Source organism: Psychromonas ingrahamii 37 (assembly GCF_000015285.1).
Lineage (GTDB): Bacteria > Pseudomonadota > Gammaproteobacteria > Enterobacterales > Psychromonadaceae > Psychromonas > Psychromonas ingrahamii.
On the sequence record NC_008709.1, the window covers coordinates 3979584 to 3999144 of the forward strand.

Here is a 19561-nt window from a genome sequence, read left to right on the forward strand (position 1 = left end):
AATAACGAGGTGCACGATATGCTAACCAAATTAGAACGCGCAAAAGAAGAATGGGGTGGCAGACTTTCAGTTATTGATAATTGGCTCGAAGAACGTCAGACACTAGTGGTTGTATATTGCAAACTGGCAGGATTACCACCTTACCAAGAGACAAATCACAGCTTACCCGCACAAGAAAAAATTACTCATTTTTGCCAACTTCTGCTTGACTATGCATCCACCGGACACTTCGAAATCTACGAGCAGATAATTACACAATGCAAATTAGATGGGGAAAACAATTTAAAAATTGCTCAGGAGTTATATTCACGCATTACGACAACCACAGATGCAGCGTTGAGTTTTAACGATAAGTATGCAGAATCAGCCAATGAGCAAGCCTTAGTTGATTTTGACCGCGATCTTTCTAACTTAGGTCAGCTAATGGAAGAGCGTTTTGAACGTGAAGACCAGCTGCTTGAAGTTGTACACCTGCACCATACATTGGCATAAAAAATAATATATTTATGTGTTTTTAGTCAGAGTGTTAAAAATAGGCAGCGAAATGACACTGCCTGAGTCAAATACACCGGCATCAATAATAATAGCGCTATTAACTTAATACTCAGCGCTATTATTACTCCTATCATATCTATCTTAGATATTATTAATGCCCATCTCCTGCAGGTAAAGATCGCGTCTTTTATCAAAAGCACGCTCCTCTTTTTTAGAGACTGCTGTTGAAAGAGGTAACGACACTTTCATTGCATCTACCGGGCGATTATTTATTTGAAATTCATAATGCAGATGCGCCCCGGTTGAACGCCCGGTATTACCACTTCTAGCTATCACAGCGCCCCTTTCTACTCTCTGCCCTTTACGAACCAAAATTTTACTTAAATGCAAATAACGTGTGGTGTATTTCCGGCTATGCTGCATAACAATATAATTGCCAGCTGCGGGATGATAACCTGCCCGCAAAACAACACCATCACCAATGCTATAAACTTTTGTGCCCGTTGATACAGCAAAATCAGTACCGTTATGGGGACTTACTCTTTTGGTGATTGGATGTAAACGTTTTCGATTAAAGTTAGAACTGATGCGGAACTTTCCATTCACAGGAAAGCGTCGATAAGCTTTACTTAAGCCTTGCCTATTTTTATCATAATAACGCCCGTCTTCATGCAGAAAAGCGGTATAAGTTTTATTCCTGTTTTTAATCAAAATAGCCAATACGTCACTTTCTGAACTATATTGTCCATCAATATATTGTTTTGACACTAACACACGGAAAGTATCTCCAGCATAAAGACGGTTAAAGTTAATTTTATCCTGCAGAGTCGCTGATACTTGTTGAATCTGCGCCGCCGTAAGACCTGAAGCTTTGGCTGTCTTATAGAAGCTTCCTATGATACGACCTTGGTATAAACTTTCGCGCCATTTCCCCGCTTTAGTTTCCAAAAGTGCATCATATTGATCCTCTTTCAGAGTAAAGGTTAACGTATTGGCAAGATCCAAAAATACTTTTAAGGAGAGCAGATTGTTGTCAGGACCAATCAATAACTTAATCCTTTGCCCTGGGATTAGGTTGGCTAAGCGCAGATGTTCTTTATCGGCATCTAACAAAAGCTGTAATGCACCTGCCGACAAGCTCTCTTTTTCAAAAATATTGCTGAGAGAGTCACCATCGTTAACCTCAAATTCAACTTCTTTGTTTCCCGAAAAATCAGGAAATACTTTTGCATATTCATCTTTTATTGCAGCAAGCGGTTCGGCAGCCGCATGCTCATCTTTAACAACAACTCCCTCAGGTAGTTCTAATGAGCGGTAAATTGTTTTTTTGGTTTTCGGCTGCATGGGAACCAGGGAAATAACCAAAAGAAATACAAATAATAAAATCAAAGCGAAAAAATGTTTCCGGGGAAGATTATTCACAACGGCGATAGACGCTTTAAAAAACGCCTTTAAAGGTAACAAAAATAGCATAACTTAGTACAACTCAAGCAGGGAAAGGGAGTAATGAAAATAAAACGGAGAAGTATACCAAGTTTTTTATTTTTTTATAAAAAAAATAGATCTCATTTTAATTCGTTTTTTATTATAACAGCAGGGTCGGTAGCCGCATGCTTATCTTCGACAACAACTCTATCGGGTAGTTCTAATGAGTGGTAAATTTTTTTTGGAGTTTTTGGCGGCACAGGAACCAAGGACACAACAAGCAGAAAGATAGATAATAGAATCAAGGCGACAAAATGTTTCCGGGGAAGAATATTCACAACGGCAATGGACGCTTTAAAAAACGCCTTTAAACGTAATAACAATGGCATAACTTAATACAACTCATACAGGGAAAGTGATCAATCAAAATAAAATAATAAAGTATATCAGTTTTTTATTTTATTTATAAAAAACAACTCTTATTTTTCATTTTTTATGCGGATTGCTTAAATAATTAAGGTGTTTTCCATCACAAAAAAATGTAAGATAGACGTCTAGATGTAAAAACATCCAAAAAATTTACCTTGTAACCAGTTAGGAGCTCACATGTCACGTGACTTATTTACTTCAGAATCCGTCTCTGAAGGTCATCCCGATAAAATCGCCGATCAAATTTCCGATGCGGTACTTGATGCAATTTTAAAACAAGATAAAAAAGCACGTGTTGCTTGTGAGACTTATGTAAAAACCGGCATGGTAATGGTTGGTGGTGAAATCACCACTGATGCCTGGGTTGATATCGAAGAGATCACCCGTAATACCGTACGCAACATAGGTTACACCAGTTCAGAAATGGGCTTTGACGCTGACTCATGCGCCATTTTAAATGTAATAGGCAAACAATCGCCAGACATTAATCAGGGTGTTGACCGTAGTGATCCTCGCGAGCAGGGCGCTGGAGACCAAGGTTTAATGTTCGGTTATGCCACGAATGAAACAGACGTTTTTATGCCGGCACCTATTACTTATGCGCACCACCTGGTTAAACGACAAGCAAAAGTGCGTAAAAATAAGACGCTTCCATGGTTACGCCCCGACGCTAAAAGTCAGGTGACCTTTGCTTATGATCATGGCAAAATTGTTGGTATTGATGCGGTCGTCCTTTCCACTCAACACTCAGAAGATATCAAACAAGAAGATTTAGTTGAAGCGGTAATGGAAGAGATAATCAAACCCGTATTACCCGCCGAGTGGCTTTCTGAGCGCACCAAATACTTTATTAATCCAACGGGCCGCTTCGTCATTGGCGGACCTGTTGGTGATTGTGGCCTTACCGGGCGTAAAATTATTGTTGATACTTATGGTGGTTCAGCACGCCATGGTGGTGGTGCATTCTCCGGTAAAGATCCCTCAAAAGTTGACCGCAGCGCGGCATATGCAGCCCGTTATGTGGCAAAAAACATCGTTGCAGCGGGTCTTGCTGATCGTTGTGAAATTCAGGTTTCTTATGCCATAGGTGTTGCAGAGCCAACCTCGATCAGTGTCGAAACATTCGGCACAGAAAAAGTAAAAAAAGATTTAATCATCCAATTGATTCGTGAGCATTTTGACTTACGTCCTTATGGACTGATCGAGATGTTGAATCTTATTCAGCCCATTTACCAATCAACAGCCGCTTATGGGCACTTTGGTCGTAATGAATTCCCATGGGAAGCCTTAGATAAAGTTGAAGCGTTAAAAGCGGGCGCATTTTAGCGCTTAGTTAAATTAAACATGGTAAATGACGCAGATAAAAAAGCACTCATTAGCCGAAGTGAAAAATTTTTCATTTTGGCCGAGTGCTTTTTTGATCGTGCTTTCAAACGCCCAGCTTACCTGTTTAACCAACGGGGGAAAAGTGCCGGTAGCGCACATTTACAGCTTAATCTGATCAAATATCACCCCATCTTGTTTAAACAAAATTCAGCTGATTTTTTTGCACAGGTAGTACCTCACGAGGTTGCCCATCTGGTCGCCTATCAATATTATGGAAAAGTCCGCCCGCATGGCAAAGAGTGGCAATTTGTAATGCAAAACATCTTTAACTGCCCTGCAGATACGACGCATTCATTGAATATTAGTGATGTTATTGGCAGGCAGTTTGCTTATCAATGTGATTGCACCACCCATCAACTGACCATAAGACGCCATAACAAAATTTTAAAAGGTCTTAAATACCGGTGTCAAAAGTGTCAGGGAGAATTGAAAATTAAGGGGTTATAATACCCGCTGCCATGACCAGATTGAAGACTCTGCCCTCTGGATGTAAAAAGGGATGCAGAGCCCATTTAACGTTTAAAATTATCGACAATAATACCCGTTGCCATAGCCACATTTAATGACTCCGCACCTCCAAAACTGGGGATCGTCATTTTATGGCTGATAAATTTTTCAATCTCTGGCGAAATACCGTGTGATTCACTGCCCATCACAATAAAAGCACTTTTATTTAAATTTGCTTTATGAATATTTTCCCCTTCCAGAAAAGCCCCATAAATCGCCATTGATTGTTGACTCAGATATTCAGACAAATCTGTGTGACTCACCTGTACTCGTGCAAATGATCCCATACTGGCAGCGATCACTTTAGGATTATAAAAATCAGCACAGTCCGGGCTGCAAATAATATGTTTAATCCCGTACCAGTCGGCAACACGAATAATAGTCCCTAAGTTTCCGGGATCACCTACCTGATCCAATACCAGAATCAATTCATCTTTTTGGATTTGTGGAAGCGGCATTATTTTGCACTCGACCACAGCAAGCACGCTGTTATTTGATATTAAAGTCCCTGCTTTTTTTAACTCATCTTCTGTGGCTTCAATAGTAAGACTAACAAGGCCAAACTCGTTAAGTGCCCTGCTATTTTTATTGATATAACTGCTGGTTGCAAAAAGTTGTTTTACCGTAAAATCAGAATTAAACAATTCACCCACATTTTTTTCACCCTGCACTAAAAACAGACCATTTTTTTTACGCTGTTTTTTTTGCTCAAGTGCATGAATAAGTTTTAGCTGATTTTTTGAAATCATAATTTATTTCTCGTTCTTCAAAGTGATAGGTAGCAACACATAATAACAGCATCTTCTCTGCCATTTTTACAAGGATAATAATCTTTACGTCTATCAAGCTCAACAAAACCCAGTTTTTGATAAAGTTTTAGCGCATAAAGATTAGAAGCGCGTACCTCTAACCAGACTTCCTCTTCATCCTTTGCTTGTGAGTAGTCTTTTAGAAACTGTAATAAAATATTCCCCAATCCCTGCCCCTGCACTTCAGGCTCAATAGCAATATTCATTAAAGTTACCTCTCCAGCAACTGAACTGGCAACAAAATAACCGATTACCTGCTCGTCAGCGAGTAAAATATGACTAAAATACCTTGTGCCAAAATTACTCAAAAACAATTTTTTTGACCAGGGATGGCTATGGCAACGAGATTCAATGTTAAAGACATCCTCTATATCGGCGAGTCCCATGGGCACTATTTGTAATTTTTCTTTATTGATGATTAAAGGTGCAGGCATAATTGCTTCCATATTGATTTCGTATTCATTACTCGTTACTCGTTACTCATAGCTTTCGAACCTCGAGCATTCGAGCTTCGAGCTCGTGACTCGTAGCTCGTAGCCCGCAGCTCACTCTTATTGATTAAAAGCACAAAACTGTTTCCATAATGCCTTTTTTGCATTTGCGTCAGCAGCCAACTGTACAAGGGTTGATGATGTTAATAACTTATGACCATGGGGTTGATTAATTTCACCCAGAGTTGACCAGATAAGTTCGGGTAACTGTCCCTGCAGGTTTTCAAATTGATCCGTTGAGCAGCAGTATACTTCGCTTAATTTTAAATTAAAGGCATTGAGTATGCTGGGCATAAGAGGGTGTGCAAAGTCGGCTGTCGAGGCCACCAGCAACAATTTATAATGACTTAAATCAATAGTGCATAAATTTAGAGAAAGAGGGAACAAATCAGGTTTACGGACTTGCCAACGGGTTATCCCCATCTCCTGTAAATAAAGCGCTTGTTGATGTTTCATCGAAAATCCAATCAATTATCTGATGTTTAAAAAATAAAACAAATAATAACATTGAATGAAGGTCAGCCGAAGCAATAATCAATGGCCAATAACTCACCGGTAAAATTTTCAGAAAAAAAAGCTCACTATTGTTATATACCTCGTTATGATGCCCTCAGCATCTTGAAGTTTTTTATTTCATCTAGTAGCATCCAGAGGGCTTTAGGACTTCCTCTGCATTATCAGTTGTCCATCTAAAAGACAGTACCACTTCCTTTCAGCCTTAACCGAAAAAGCTATCTTCTCTCCGTGATGGTATCGAAAGACGCAGCCTCCAACTGCTCTCTTCTATTCTGTTCATGGATGATGTTACTCCCCTGGCTTCTGAATTTTAACAATAAATAAACAGAGTACGAGTTAAAACAATAAAGATAGAATCTCTTTTTTAGAAGAAAATTGATGGTATGCAGATATAAAAATCACTTTGAATATTCGCCAAGATAGCTTAAATCTTCAACAGCAATCCAATCAGCACCATTTACAACTGACTCAAGGTTAGCTTTAGATGCGCTGGTAGTTGATTTTCTAAGGAATTTTCTGGAGGAAAAATTCTTACACTTGAGCAAGCGTTAGCGTTTTTTATGGAAAGTGATTTGAATATGCATCTTGAAATTAAAATTCATCATGCTTATCAAGTCCAACCTCTAGTAGAAAGGTCGCAGAGTAGCTTCGTTATCGAAATTTGATCAAATCCATACTAACCAAACAGATATTCCCGAAGATTTCCCGCTTATTTCGATTAAATAAGAGCCTGTTTCTTAATTGTGTGGAAGGTAAGAATCACAGCCAATAAGCTTTCTAATAGGTCGCTCTAGCTGAAATTAAATGACTGTTATTTAGTCAGTTATGAAATAACGTCAATTTATTCATTATGTTCGCAACGAAAGATAAACGAACATTAGGGATGTAGCATTAAAACTACTTCCCTAATAAATTGATAGTTAAAGAGTAACCTTGCCTAGTTACTCTAGGTAAGGTTACTCTTTAACGTTAGTACACAAGCTGAGCAAGTGGCTATTAAATTTATACTCAATTGAAGTTGGCTGTACTGCGAAACTCGGCGACTTTTTGCTGCGCGTTTTCACCAAAAATACGTTCGCTGACAGCTTCCAGTCCTTTTGCATTATCTAAATATTCTTTACGAATAACAAGGGTTGCTTTTGAACGTCTACGCAATAGATCATCGAGGTTAACAATCATTTCATGGTCGGCTACCCAATCGATTTCAGCCCAAGTAAACTCTGTATGTTCAAGTGCTAGATTTGCCTTTTCAGGGTTCTGCTTAATAGCTTCCAATAGAATAAAAGCATCTTCACCATAACGACGCCAGAAACGACCCGATAAAGGCTCAATAGCTCCTTTTGGAGTCAATTTATCAATATTAAATTCTTCAATAGCGCTCATAAATTTTGCTTTAACTGAGTCAGCTGGCTCGCCATACCAGATTGATTCTGATTTTGGCAGTGGAATAGATAAACTTTTAACTATCTCTGCAATTTCTTCACCTACGTTAATACAATCCGTCAGCTTACCACCAAAAATACTAATGTGTTTATCGGCTTTATTAACATCTATTGCATGCTTACGTGACAAGGCAACCCAATCAGCAACACCTTCTTCGGCTTCAATCGCTAATGGTCGTACACCACACCGCTCTGCAATAATGTCAGCTTTGGTTAGCGGCTTATCTAATTCTAATAAGGCATTGGCATTATCGAGAATAAATTGACGATCTTCGTCGGTTACCGATGTTTGATGACTCTCAACTTGATTATCTGTTGTGCCAATACAGGTTTTATTTCCCATAGGTAAGACAAAGAATAAACGCCCATCACTGGCAAAAAATGCCAATACACGGTGTTCTTTTGAAATACGATCAACGGTTAAATGAACACCCTTAGAAAATAAATGATGATGTGATGTTTTCTGCTCAGACCCTTTATTAACTTGGTCAACCAAAGGACCACAGGCATTGATCAGTGTTTTCGCTTTAATAGTGAATATTTTATTATTGGTAGTATCTTTCGCTTGTATTACCCATAGTCCGTTTTCACGAACGGCATTTACCGATTCTACATAGTTAGCAACAGCCGCCGATTTTTTTGCAGCAGCCGTTATAAAATTAAAAACAAAACGTGAGTCATTATCTTTTAAGAATGCATCTGAATATTCAAAACCTGCTTGTGCGCCCTCTGTCTTAATGCTTGGCTCTAATTTCTTGATAGCATTTCGAGTAAGATACTTAGGTGCCATCGTAAATAATCGTCCAAATAACCAATAAGCCAAAGTCCCCATAAACACAAACCAGACAGGAAAACGAAAACCTTTTTGAATAGTTGTTAAGAAACGAACCTCAGTAACCGATGACGGATAATGTCTCATAAGGTTGTTACGGCTTTTACAAAGCTTATTAACTAATAAATATTCATGGCTCTCCAGGTATTTGATACCACCCCATGCAAGATTCGATGAATTAGAGCTCGTTGCTCCTGCAAAATCTCCCTTATCAATAAGGCCAACTTTAGCACCTTTAGCAGCCAAAGATGCAGCTGCAACAGCACCATTGATACCACCGCCTAAAATAAGTACATCTAGCTCATCTTCAGCCAGTTGCTTAATATTGTTTATTCGATTGAGGCTCATTTCGGAATCCTTGATTTAAATGTTCGATAGCTCACAATAATGTTCGTTTCCGCTCACATTAGAGCATATAGTCGTTCTAATTAATATGATTATTAGCAGATTACTGACAAAATATGATCGCGAGTTAATGAGTTAGTTGAGAAAATAAAGAATAACTAGCAGCAGTCAAAACAAAAAACCAACTGAGCAACCCTAGTTGGTAATAAATTTGTTAAGTTATTTTAATCTCAGACTATATCAATGCAGGGTAATAATTTTTTTCTATCCAAAAAGAACAATCTTCTCATGCCTTACTCAGAACACTTTTATATTGAATGAAATTTGTATTTGAAAGGTTAACAGTCCTTAACAATCAGCGCATTTCAAATAATTCATGGTGAAATTTACTGGCATTAAGTCATAATTGAGTAAAATCAGACTGCAATTTATTGTATAAAATAAGTCTGAGAAGATTATGAAGGAAATAAGGATATATCAAAAAGCAGATTCAACTTTGAGGGTAGAAGACCAAAAAAAATAATAAAGTCGTCAATAATTGCGAAGGGAAATGAGCACTAATACCAAATCCATTAATTTTCTGCTCATTTATACGTGTTAAAACACATACTAGCTTCGTGATTGATTTTATAATTAGAACAACTAGTTAGTGCAATCAATGCCTTGCTTTCATGCGTTTTTCCGGTGCCTAAATAGATCTCTTAATTAGTGGAATTGGTATAACAAGACGTAAGCTGCATTCGAATATTATTATCACTTCAGCAAATAATCCAGTACTATTCTGAACCACTTTAGCTGACCATAAAATGGTGACGAACAGAACATTCCAAATAAAACTCACAACCCAGTTAGGAATAATTTTAACCTGCAAGCATTATCACCTTTTTAGTGCTTTTTTTATGAGTGCTTATTAAGATGGGTTAGCTAGGAAGGCCTGTTGGGTAATGTGCATCACTTCGCGTCCGCCCTCTAACTGTTTGATAAGTAAATCTGCAGAAGTTTTGCCTACCGCGTAATAACCGGGATCGATACTGAATGTATTTGGAAAAATAAAGGCTAATAAATCTGTTGCCCCCACACCTGATACCAGTATTTCGCTGCGGCCAAGTTCCTGAAGACGTTTAGCAACCCCCATCGCTAAGGTATCACTGGCACAAACAATTGCCTCTGTTTCAGGCATCAGCACCAAATCAGTGAGTTCATAAGCACTGTGATAATTCAGTAACCCTGTTTGATAGTGCGGTTTTATATTGGCAGACTGACAATAATCCAAATAAGCATTAAGACGCATTAAGCCCGTTGTTTTATCCTTAATATCGACACCGATAAAACTAATATGCTGCTTTCCCTGTGCCTGCATATAGTTCATTGCCTGTTTAATAATGCCATCATTATCATAACCAACAGATGAAACACGCTTACTATCAACGGCAATAACCACGGCTTTATGGGCTAACTTTTCAACGCTTGATAAATCACAGCCGGTAAAACCAAATAAAATAACACCATCAACATCTTTTTTTTGTAAAACGGCTAAATGCTCATCGGTTTTTGCTGCACTAAATTGCCCTTCCATAATCAGCGCATCGTAACCCGCTGCATAGATCACTTCCAGAATAGCACTCACCACTTTATTTTCGGAGGCAGAATCCAAACGAGATAAAATAATACCGATAACGTTGGTACGCCCGCCACCCATAATTTGGGCTGATTTCGATGGCACAAAACCAGATTCCTGAATAAGTCGCTGCACTTTTTCTCGGGTACTCGCCTTTACTTTAGGGTCGTTAGTTAAGACACGGGAAACGGTCGATTTTCCAACCCCGGCTAACTTTGCGATATCAAGAATAGTTAATTTTTTTGTCATAAGTTTATTCGAGTTGAAAAAGACTTGTTTATTATCTCTGTGATGGGAGGGATTTTAATGATTTTACAGAGTGGCGTGAATATCAATAATTAAAAAAAGCCTTTATCACTTTACAAGTATAAAGGCTTTTTATTAACAGCTGACCGTTTGATTAATTAAACGGGTTAACCTGAATCATAGTTTCATTACGATCCGGGCCTGTCGAGATAATATCCATTGGGATACCTGTTATCTCTTCCAAACGTCGAACATAAGCTTGAGCATTTTTTGGCAGCGCATCAAATGAGGTTACCCCAAATGAACTTTCCGTCCAGCCAGGCACTGTTTCATAAACAGGTACCGCTTGCTCATAACCCTCTGCAGACATAGGTGGAACGTCTACCAGTTTATCACCGGGCATTTTGTAGGCAGTACAGATTTTAATTTCTTCCAAACCATCTAAAACATCAAGTTTAGTTAAGCAAAAACCGGTAATACTGTTTAATTGCACCGCACGTTTAATGGCAACTGCATCAAACCAGCCTGTCCGACGTAAACGACCTGTTGTCGCGCCAAACTCATGCCCGACAGTACCAAGATGTTTACCAGCCGGATCAAGTTTATCGACACCATCATACAATTCAGTTGGGAAAGGGCCCGATCCGACACGCGTCGTATAAGCTTTGACAATACCTAATACATAATCGATATGAGCAGGACCAAAACCACTTCCCGTCGCAACACCACCAGCGGTTGTATTTGAAGAGGTTACATACGGGTAGGTACCGTGGTCAATATCAAGCAGCGTGCCCTGAGCACCTTCAAACAGAATATTTTCACCACGTAAACGAGCTTTATCAAGTTCGTCCGTTACATCGATAACCAGACTAATAAGCAGGTCTGCAACACTTTGCACCTGTTTTAATACTTCATCAAAGTTAACCGCTTCTACTTTGTAGTAATTCACTAATTGGAAATTATGGTAATCAATTACTTCCTTTAGCTTAACTGCAAAAGTTTCCATATTAAATAAATCATCAACGCGCAATCCGCGACGAGCAACTTTATCTTCATATGCAGGACCAATACCACGGCCTGTTGTACCAATGGCTTTATCACCACGAGCAAGTTCTCGTGCAGCATCAAGAGCAATATGATACGGGAGAATTAAAGGACAGCCTTCACTAATATGCAGACGTTCTTTTGCAGGCACACCCCGATCTTCCAGCATTTTCAGCTCTTCTAATAGAGCTTCAGGTGATAACACCACGCCGTTTCCGATAACACATTTTACGTTATCGCGCAGGATTCCCGATGGGATAAGATGAAGAACTGTTTTCTCACCATCAATTACAAGTGTGTGACCAGCATTGTGTCCACCTTGATAGCGAACAACCCATTGTGCTTTGTCAGTTAGCAGGTCTACGACCTTGCCTTTACCTTCGTCACCCCATTGAGTGCCAAGTACTACTACATTATTTCCCATCAGAATTACATATCTCTAGCGAATTAAACGCAGATTTTAGCAAACATTAAACCTGCATTTCAAGCACGATGTTCAGATCTTTACGAACTAACCCATTTACGGCTTTATTGAGGACACAAAAAAGGGCGGTAAACCGCCCTTTTTCAATAAGAAAAATAAAATTAATCTTTGTTGTTCATGTACTTAAAGAAGTCCGAGTCCGGGCTTAACACCATGACATCATCTTTCCCTGTAAAACTTTTCTCATACGCTTTCATACTGCGTAAAAAAGAGAAGAATTCAGCATCTTGTGAATAAGAGTCGCCATATATTTGTGAAGACTCAGCATCACCCACCCCGCGAATCTCCAAAGATTCTTTATTAGCTTGGGCGAGCATGATAGAGACTTTCCGGTCAATATTAGCGCGAATGACTTCTGATTGCTCTTGACCTTTAGAGCGATGCTCTTTTGCTACTGCTAATCGCTCAGCACGCATCCGTTTGTAAACACTGTTGCTGACTTCGTCAGGTAGATTGATTCTTTTGATCCGAACATCAACAACCTTAATACCTAATTCACTTGAACGAGCCATACGTTTCAGTGCTGTTTCCATCACTTGACCACGTTTACCCGAGACAATATCGGTAATAGTATGCGAACCTATCTCACTGCGTAATCCATTATTAATTTTACGCTTAAGTAAGGATTCAGCCTGCATTTTATTGCCGCCTGTTGCCAAAAAGTAAACCGCTAAATCATCAATCTGCCATTTCACGTAAGAGTCGATGATTAAATCTTTTTTCTCAGAAGTCACAAAGCGATCTGCTTTATCATCCAAGGTTTGGATACGCGTGTCCATGCTGCGCACGGAATCAATAAAAGGAATTTTAAAGTGTAAGCCAGGCGGATAAGCAACAGGATCACCCGCTGCATCACGTTTAACTTTACTAAATTGCATTACTATTCCATGCTGCCCTTCCGTGATAACAAATGCGCTGCTGAAAAGCATCGCAATAATCAGTACTGGAAGTATTAATAATTTATTCATTAGTAGTCTCTCCCAGAGCTTCTGTTACTACTACGACTCGGCGAAGTAGTTCCGCCCGCTCGTTCATCTTGGTCTGCTTTTTCATCGGCACGTGAACGTGTTTCAATTTCTGAAACACTTTTATCCAGCCCTACTTTATCTGTGCTTCCGCCCATCAATTTATCCAATGGAAGAAAAGTTAAATTACCACCAGCATTATTATCAATAAGCACTTTAGAGGTGCTATCCAATACCTTTTCCATGGTTTCCAGATAGAGACGTTGACGAGTCACTTCAGGGTTGGCTTGATATTGAGGTAATAATTGATTAAAACGGGCAACTTCACCCTGCGCTTTTAAAATAAGACCTTCTTTATAAGCTAGGGCCTGCTGTTCAATACGTTTTACTTGACCACGAGCGATCGGTGCTTTTTCACGTTCATAAGCTTCAGCTTCACGTATAAAACGCTGTTCATCTTCCTGCGCGGCAATAGCATCATCAAAGGCATCTTTAACTTCTTCAGGCGGACGTGTTTGTTGTAAGTTAACATCCACAACATCGATACCTAAATCGTATGATTCGATAATATCGTCGATCATTACCCATGTTTCCTGGCGCACCACTTCACGGCCTGTTGTTAACACATCATCCATAGTCGAATGACCAACAACAAAACGCAATGAACTATCTAATGCTTGTAATAAACTGTTATCCGCATTAGTGACACTAAACAGGTATTTTTCAGGTGCAATAATACGGTACTGCACTTCCATGCCAACCTTAACAATATTTTCATCTTCCGTCAGCATGAACCCCGTTGTTGGCATAGTACGAAATGCTTCAACGTTAATCGGAATAATTTGATCAATAAACTTCGGATTCCAATGCAAACCCGCTTCAACTTGAGAATGGTAAGCACCAAAACGTAATACGACACCACGATCAGATTCTTTAATCGTATACCAACCACTGACAAACCAAACAATAGCAATTATTGCAAACACGGCAATAATGGCAATATTACCGCCACCCTTATTGCCGCTGTCGTCTGAAGAAGGCTTTTTACCAAACAAACCACCGAGTAATTTTGATAATTTCTGGAAAACGACATCAAGATCAGGCGGTCCCTGATCTTTCTTTTTATCATTGTTTTTCCACGGGTCTTTATCTTTTCCCGGTTCGTTCCAAGCCATATATAGCTCCCGATTTAATAATACAAAAAAGTGTTAAGCAATGTAGCAATGTTCTCTCGAATAATAAAGAAAACATGACATAATATGCGGTGAGTTGATTAAAAAAAGCTATTTAGCGTTAACCACATACTCCTCTATGGAGGCACCCTGCTGTTTTATCAAGCGCTGCCACTCAATAGCATTTAAACGAATGTCCAATATACAATCACCATTGTCAGAATAGGACTCATGTTCAATACAGTCCAACTGGTAAAATAAAGCGCGTAATTTCCCCTCCTCTGATGGTATAGCAAGTTGCAGCGAACGAATCTGTCCCGATAAGAGTGTGGTTAATGACTCAAATAACAGCTCTACACCTATACCCGTTTGTGCAGATAACCACACCTTCACAGGTTTTCCCAACTCATCAAAATCAACATATGGCTCGATACCATCAACGTCATCAATTTTATTCATGATCATAAGTTGCGGCACATCACCGGCATCAATCTCATCTAAGACTGTTTGTACAGCCACGATATTATCGTGGTGACTGGGATCTGCACAATCTACAATATGTAATAATAATGTAGCGTCACGGGTTTCCTGCAGCGTGGCTTTAAAGGCCGCGACCAAATCATGCGGTAAGTGACGAATAAAGCCGACGGTATCGGCTAAAATACAAGTGCCAACATCCACAACATCAACTTTACGTAGCGTAGGGTCAAGTGTTGCAAATAGTTGATCGGCGGCGTAAACGCCTGCATCGGTAAGGTGATTAAATAGTGTAGATTTGCCCGCATTGGTATAGCCAACCAGTGCAACAGTTGGCACTTCATTACGTTTACGAGCTCGACGCCCCTGCTCACGCTGTTTTTCCACTTTTGCTAAACGCGATTTAATGGTGCTGATACGTGCCCGCAATAAACGTCTATCGGTTTCTAATTGAGTTTCACCTGGCCCACGTAATCCGATGCCCCCTTTTTGTCGTTCCAAATGCGTCCAGCCACGAATAAGTCGCGTAGAAAGGTAACGTAATTGCGCTAATTCTACCTGCAGTCTGCCCTCATAAGTCCGCGCGCGTTGGGCAAAGATATCTAAAATCAACGCAGTTCTGTCTAAGACTAAGCATTCGCATAATGCTTCTAAATTACGTTGTTGAGCCGGGGTCAATGCATGATTAAAGACAACCACATTAGCACCCAATGTTTTGACAGCATCAGCAATTTCCTGTGCTTTACCCGTGCCGACAAAGTAACGAGCATGGGGGGCTTGGCGGGAACCAGTAACAGTATCAAGCGTATTTACACCGGCAGAACTCACTAAGTGTTTTAGCTCATCAAGGTCTTCTTTTTTATTCTCATCAGAAAAAGTGATATGAACTAAAACAGCCAGTTCTCCGGCTTCGTAACGATCAAACAAATAAATCTCCAATTTACAAGAAAAGTAACAATTATCATCCTAACATAAGCCACTTAAGGATAGGATAAAAATAAAGTTTATATAAGGGGAATGAATATTATAAAAAAAGGCCTGCGCAAAGCAAGCCAAAATTGAGTGATAAACTGTTTTTATGCTTAATCACTTTCAACATGTGGAATAGCCGCGATCGCCCGCGCAGGAACAACGGTTGAAATAGCATGTTTGTAGACCATTTGACTCACCGTATTTTTCAACAGAATAACAAATTGATCAAAAGACTCAATTTGTCCCTGTAACTTGATGCCATTTACTAAATAAATTGCAACTGGAATATGCTCTTTGCGTAACGCATTTAAAAATGGGTCTTGAAGTGACTGTCCTTTTGCCATTGGGTTTCCCTATTATTATTATTATTAGATAGTTTTAATGCACTGTTACTCAATAGTTATTAATACCTGCTCAGTATAAACAATGGTCAAATAAAAACCGATTTGATTGCTCAAAATTTTGATCCGTAACACTTTCTAGCATCGCCAAACAGTCAAAACTGACGCTTGATTTTGGATTTGCTTTTAAAATTTCACTTGAAATTCACAAAATAAGGCTTTAACAAGTACCTTCGGTGATAACAACACTGCTCTAATGTCGGTTTAGAACCACTTATAATATGGCTTTTATTCACTCAAAATTATTCGCATCGTTAGTTTCAAGCCAGATCACATCCTGCCAGCCGCGTAACCCCAGTCTTTTTAATAAGAAGTTTTGCCGTAGGGAAAATGGCTTAATTACGGCTTATAACATCGCCTTGATGCGTTCAAAATTATCAGCATGACCTGTTTCAAGCCAAGTTACATTTTGCCAGCCGCGTAACCAGGTCATTTGCCGTTTAGCGAGTTGTCTCGTTGCTACAATGCCACGAAAGCGCATTTCCTCATAATCCATTGTGCCTTGTAAATATTCCCACATTTGCCGGTAACCAACACAGCGCATTGAGGGTAAATCTAAATGCAAATCACCACGTTGATAAAGTTTGCGTACTTCCTGCTCAAACCCGGATTCAAGCATTAGTTCAAAACGTTGCTCGATACGCGCATGTAAGACGCTTTTTTCAAGGGGTGCGATGGCAAATTGTTTAATATTATAGGGAATAGGATCACTTTTCACTTTTGTCAGTTCAGTTAAGCTTTTGCCTGATATGCGGAAAACCTCAAGGGCACGCGCTAAACGCTGAGGATCATTCACATGGATACGTGCAGCTGAAACGGGGTCTATCTGCTCAAGCTTATCATGTAAAGCCTGCCAGCCATTTTCCAGCGCTTCTTTCTCTATTTGCGCACGTACTTTTGGATTGGCACTGGGCAGCGGAGATAATCCGTCGACTAAGGCTTTGTAATACAGCATAGTCCCCCCCACTAATAAAGGAGTATGACCACGATCGGTGATCTCCTGCATTAAACTTAATGCATCTTCACGAAAATCACCGGCAGAGTAGGACTCAAGCGGGTCAATAATATCAACCAAAGCATGCGGCACTTGTTGCAGCTCGTGATTGCTTGGTTTGGCCGTACCAATATCCATTCCTTTATAAATTAACGCGGAATCAACACTGATAATTTCACAGTCACATTGCAAGGCTAATTTTATGGCTAAATCGGTTTTTCCAGAAGCCGTAGGCCCCATTAAAAACAGGGCGGTCGGATAGTTATTCATGTGAAAAACCTTGTACTAATAATGATAAATCGGGCACTCTAAATAATTGTTTCTGCCAGTCACTAAGCTTTTCCGAGAACAACGAAAGTAATAAGTCAAAAAGCGCTTTGGCACTTTGCTCAGTCCAGTTAATATTTTCTGCTTGCTGCTGTTTTAATGTGTTGACTAAAAAGACACAAAAGAGATTAACCTGTTGTGCATCCATATTGTTATCTGTTTGACTTAAAAAGGTTAATAACTCAGGTATAATTTTCGCAACCGGTGCCTGCCTGAGTAGCGCGGGCACTTTACTAATAATCAGCTTGCTGCCCTGTATTTTAAAAACAAAACCTAAGCGCATAAATAACTCATTAAAGTCTTCGCTAGTTTTCAATAAAAGCGCATCAAGCTCCACACGCACGGGTAATAACAAAGGTTGTGCTATTACTTCTCCATCGGACCAGGCAGCAAATAATTCCATTTGCTTAATCATTAAATCAACGTTTTCCAAGGACAACACTAAAAAAGGCGAGTCAATATTGAGCAGCTGCTGCTTTGCATTGAGCTTAATTAATAAATATTGCCTGTCGATCAAACACACGACAGTCGCAAAAGTCAGATCAGATAAAGTAGATGATTGTTGTTCGTCTGCCGAGAAAGGTAAGTGAGCTTCCGCGACAAAATCGCAATAGGCCGCCATTTTAGCCTGATCCAGTTGTGGGTTTGTTTCGCGCTTAGCATAACCTGAAGATGGCGCTGCTGTTTGCTCATTAACCCGCCCGGCACTTTTATTTTTTTCTTTTGGCTCATACTGAGAATCAGTTTTTTCCTCCCCGCGGTTGGCGGGTAAATAAGCGTGTTCACTTGGTTTTGGTTGTGATTGTGGTTCTGATGCCGACAAGGGGGATTCATTTAGTGTCACCGTTAAGGTGCTGACGATAAAATCATGTACCCAACGCGCCTGATGAAAACGTACCTCATGTTTTGAGGGGTGCACATTTACATCCACTTGATCCGGATCACATTCAATATAGATAACATAAGCGGGGAATTTCCCCTGAGGTAAGGAGTAAGCATAAACCTGCTTGATCGCATGGTTAATTAATTTATCGCGGATCACTCTGCCATTAATATAGCAGTACTGCACATCGTTTGATGACCGTGCGGAGAGCTTATCTGAAACCCAACCGGATATTTTTAACGCATTATCGCTATTTTGAAAATATAAGGCGCTGCTGACAAAACTTTCACTGCAGATAGAAGCAAGACGTTTTTCCTGCTGACTTTGTGTTTGTGTGGCGCGATACTGATGAACAATTTTATGATTATGTTTCAGTACAAAAGTAATTTCAAAACGGCTTAATGCGATGCGCCGAATCAACTCGTCAATATGCTGAAATTCCGTTTTTTCTGTTTTTAAAAACCGCCGCCTGGCGGGGGTATTAAAAAACAGATCCAAAACCTCCACCGTTGTTCCCTGGGGATGTGCGGCAGGTTGAATAGTCACCTGCATATCCCGGCCTTCAGCGATCGCTTGCCAGGCCTGCTCCTGATCGGCGGGTTTAGAAGTAAATGTCAGACGCGAGACAGAGCTGACACTGGCTAAGGCTTCTCCGCGAAAACCCAAGCTGACAATCGCTTCGAGATCGTCTAAATGGCTTATTTTACTGGTTGCATGACGGCTTAATGCCAGGGTCAGCTGTTCTTGACAAACGCCTGCACCATTGTCTTTGACACGGATACATTTTGCGCCGCCCTTTTCAATATCGATCTCAATTTTTGTCGCCCCGGCATCTAAGCTGTTTTCAATCAGCTCTTTAACCACCGAAGCCGGGCGTTCAACGACCTCACCCGCAGCAATTTGGTTAGCCAGGCGAGCAGCTAAAATTTGAATAGGCATAAAAACGGGTATCCGAAATCGATTAACTAACAGGAATGGTTAAAACTTGACCAACCCTAAGCAAAGTTGAACTGAGTTTATTAAATTCTTTAATAACATCACTGGTTGTACCATAACGACTGGCGATCACTGAAAGTGATTCACCACTGCGTACTTTATGCTCTTTTATAAAATAACCAGGTGATGGTATTTTAATATTTTGACCAATAAAAACAATGCTGGAACTTAGCCTGTTATACGCCTTTAATCGTGCGCTGGTTGTATCATAACGCTGCGCTATCACCGATAGCGACTCTCCTGCTTTAACCTTATGCAGCTGCTCTTTTACAACATAATCAGGTGCTGGTATTTTAATCTGTTGG

Annotated in this window: 17 protein-coding genes and 1 pseudogene; 3 read left to right on the top strand and 15 right to left on the bottom strand. The window is 39.9% G+C overall.

Going from position 1 to position 19561, the window contains the following annotated elements; genetic code table 11:
* The first annotated feature begins 18 nt into the window (after positions 1-18).
* Positions 19-492 (top strand): Rsd/AlgQ family anti-sigma factor, encoded by a 474-nt coding sequence (locus tag PING_RS16615; protein WP_011771463.1) that lies wholly within the window; start codon positions 19-21, stop codon positions 490-492.
* Positions 493-636: 144 nt separating this feature from the next.
* Here PING_RS16615 and PING_RS16620 read toward each other — a convergent pair whose 3' ends face one another.
* Positions 637-1839: a peptidoglycan DD-metalloendopeptidase family protein gene (locus tag PING_RS16620; RefSeq protein WP_232279380.1), complete on the bottom strand. Its 1203-nt coding sequence runs from the start codon at positions 1837-1839 to the stop codon at positions 637-639.
* A 221-nt stretch (positions 1840-2060) separates the two neighbouring features.
* On the bottom strand, positions 2061-2309 hold the full coding sequence (locus tag PING_RS16625) for a hypothetical protein (RefSeq protein WP_011771465.1): 249 nt from the start codon (positions 2307-2309) through the stop codon (positions 2061-2063).
* Between the two features lie 217 nt (positions 2310-2526).
* On the opposite strand from PING_RS16625, the gene metK reads away from it, so the two are divergent.
* Positions 2527-3675: a methionine adenosyltransferase gene (metK, locus tag PING_RS16630; RefSeq protein ID WP_011771466.1), complete on the top strand. Its 1149-nt coding sequence runs from the start codon at positions 2527-2529 to the stop codon at positions 3673-3675.
* Positions 3676-3693: 18 nt separating this feature from the next.
* On the top strand, positions 3694-4182 hold the full coding sequence (locus tag PING_RS16635; RefSeq protein ID WP_011771467.1) for a SprT family zinc-dependent metalloprotease: 489 nt from the start codon (positions 3694-3696) through the stop codon (positions 4180-4182).
* 65 nt (positions 4183-4247) lie between these two features.
* On the opposite strand, the gene PING_RS16640 is transcribed toward PING_RS16635, so the two are convergent.
* The 13 genes and pseudogenes from PING_RS16640 to PING_RS21930 all read right to left on the bottom strand — a co-directional run.
* The gene (locus PING_RS16640; protein ID WP_011771468.1) at positions 4248-4991 is read right to left on the bottom strand and encodes an RNA methyltransferase; all 744 of its coding nucleotides are present in this window, start codon (positions 4989-4991) and stop codon (positions 4248-4250) included.
* Between the two features lie 17 nt (positions 4992-5008).
* Positions 5009-5485, bottom strand: a complete 477-nt coding sequence (gene rimI, locus PING_RS16645) for a ribosomal protein S18-alanine N-acetyltransferase (RefSeq protein ID WP_157035390.1) — start codon at positions 5483-5485, stop codon at positions 5009-5011.
* 117 nt (positions 5486-5602) lie between these two features.
* Positions 5603-5998: a DNA polymerase III subunit psi gene (locus PING_RS16650; RefSeq protein WP_011771470.1), complete on the bottom strand. Its 396-nt coding sequence runs from the start codon at positions 5996-5998 to the stop codon at positions 5603-5605.
* A 1068-nt stretch (positions 5999-7066) separates the two neighbouring features.
* Complete coding sequence (locus tag PING_RS16655; RefSeq protein WP_011771471.1) at positions 7067-8680, bottom strand: glycerol-3-phosphate dehydrogenase/oxidase; 1614 nt, start codon at positions 8678-8680, stop codon at positions 7067-7069.
* 907 nt (positions 8681-9587) lie between these two features.
* Positions 9588-10544, bottom strand: a complete 957-nt coding sequence (gene treR, locus PING_RS16665) for a trehalose operon repressor TreR (RefSeq protein ID WP_011771472.1) — start codon at positions 10542-10544, stop codon at positions 9588-9590.
* A gap of 151 nt (positions 10545-10695) precedes the next feature.
* Complete coding sequence (locus PING_RS16670) at positions 10696-12009, bottom strand: adenylosuccinate synthase (RefSeq protein WP_011771473.1); 1314 nt, start codon at positions 12007-12009, stop codon at positions 10696-10698.
* 161 nt (positions 12010-12170) lie between these two features.
* Positions 12171-13037: a protease modulator HflC gene (gene hflC / locus PING_RS16675; RefSeq protein WP_011771474.1), complete on the bottom strand. Its 867-nt coding sequence runs from the start codon at positions 13035-13037 to the stop codon at positions 12171-12173.
* Positions 13037-14209 (bottom strand): FtsH protease activity modulator HflK, encoded by a 1173-nt coding sequence (gene hflK / locus PING_RS16680; RefSeq protein WP_011771475.1) that lies wholly within the window; start codon positions 14207-14209, stop codon positions 13037-13039. The genes hflC and hflK overlap by 1 nt, the downstream gene beginning before the upstream one ends.
* A gap of 108 nt (positions 14210-14317) precedes the next feature.
* On the bottom strand, positions 14318-15610 hold the full coding sequence (gene hflX, locus PING_RS16685) for a ribosome rescue GTPase HflX (protein WP_011771476.1): 1293 nt from the start codon (positions 15608-15610) through the stop codon (positions 14318-14320).
* Between the two features lie 155 nt (positions 15611-15765).
* Positions 15766-15999, bottom strand: coding sequence for an RNA chaperone Hfq (gene hfq / locus PING_RS16690; RefSeq protein WP_011771477.1), 234 nt, complete (start codon positions 15997-15999; stop codon positions 15766-15768).
* A gap of 403 nt (positions 16000-16402) precedes the next feature.
* On the bottom strand, positions 16403-17320 hold the full coding sequence (gene miaA, locus PING_RS16695; protein ID WP_011771478.1) for a tRNA (adenosine(37)-N6)-dimethylallyltransferase MiaA: 918 nt from the start codon (positions 17318-17320) through the stop codon (positions 16403-16405).
* Positions 17313-19199 (bottom strand): DNA mismatch repair endonuclease MutL, encoded by a 1887-nt coding sequence (gene mutL, locus PING_RS16700; protein ID WP_011771479.1) that lies wholly within the window; start codon positions 19197-19199, stop codon positions 17313-17315. Before mutL ends, miaA begins: the two co-directional genes overlap by 8 nt.
* Before the next feature lie 22 nt (positions 19200-19221).
* Positions 19222-19362 (bottom strand): annotated as a pseudogene (locus PING_RS21930) (LysM peptidoglycan-binding domain-containing protein); the annotation flags it as partial.
* Between the last annotated feature and the right edge of the window lie 199 nt (positions 19363-19561).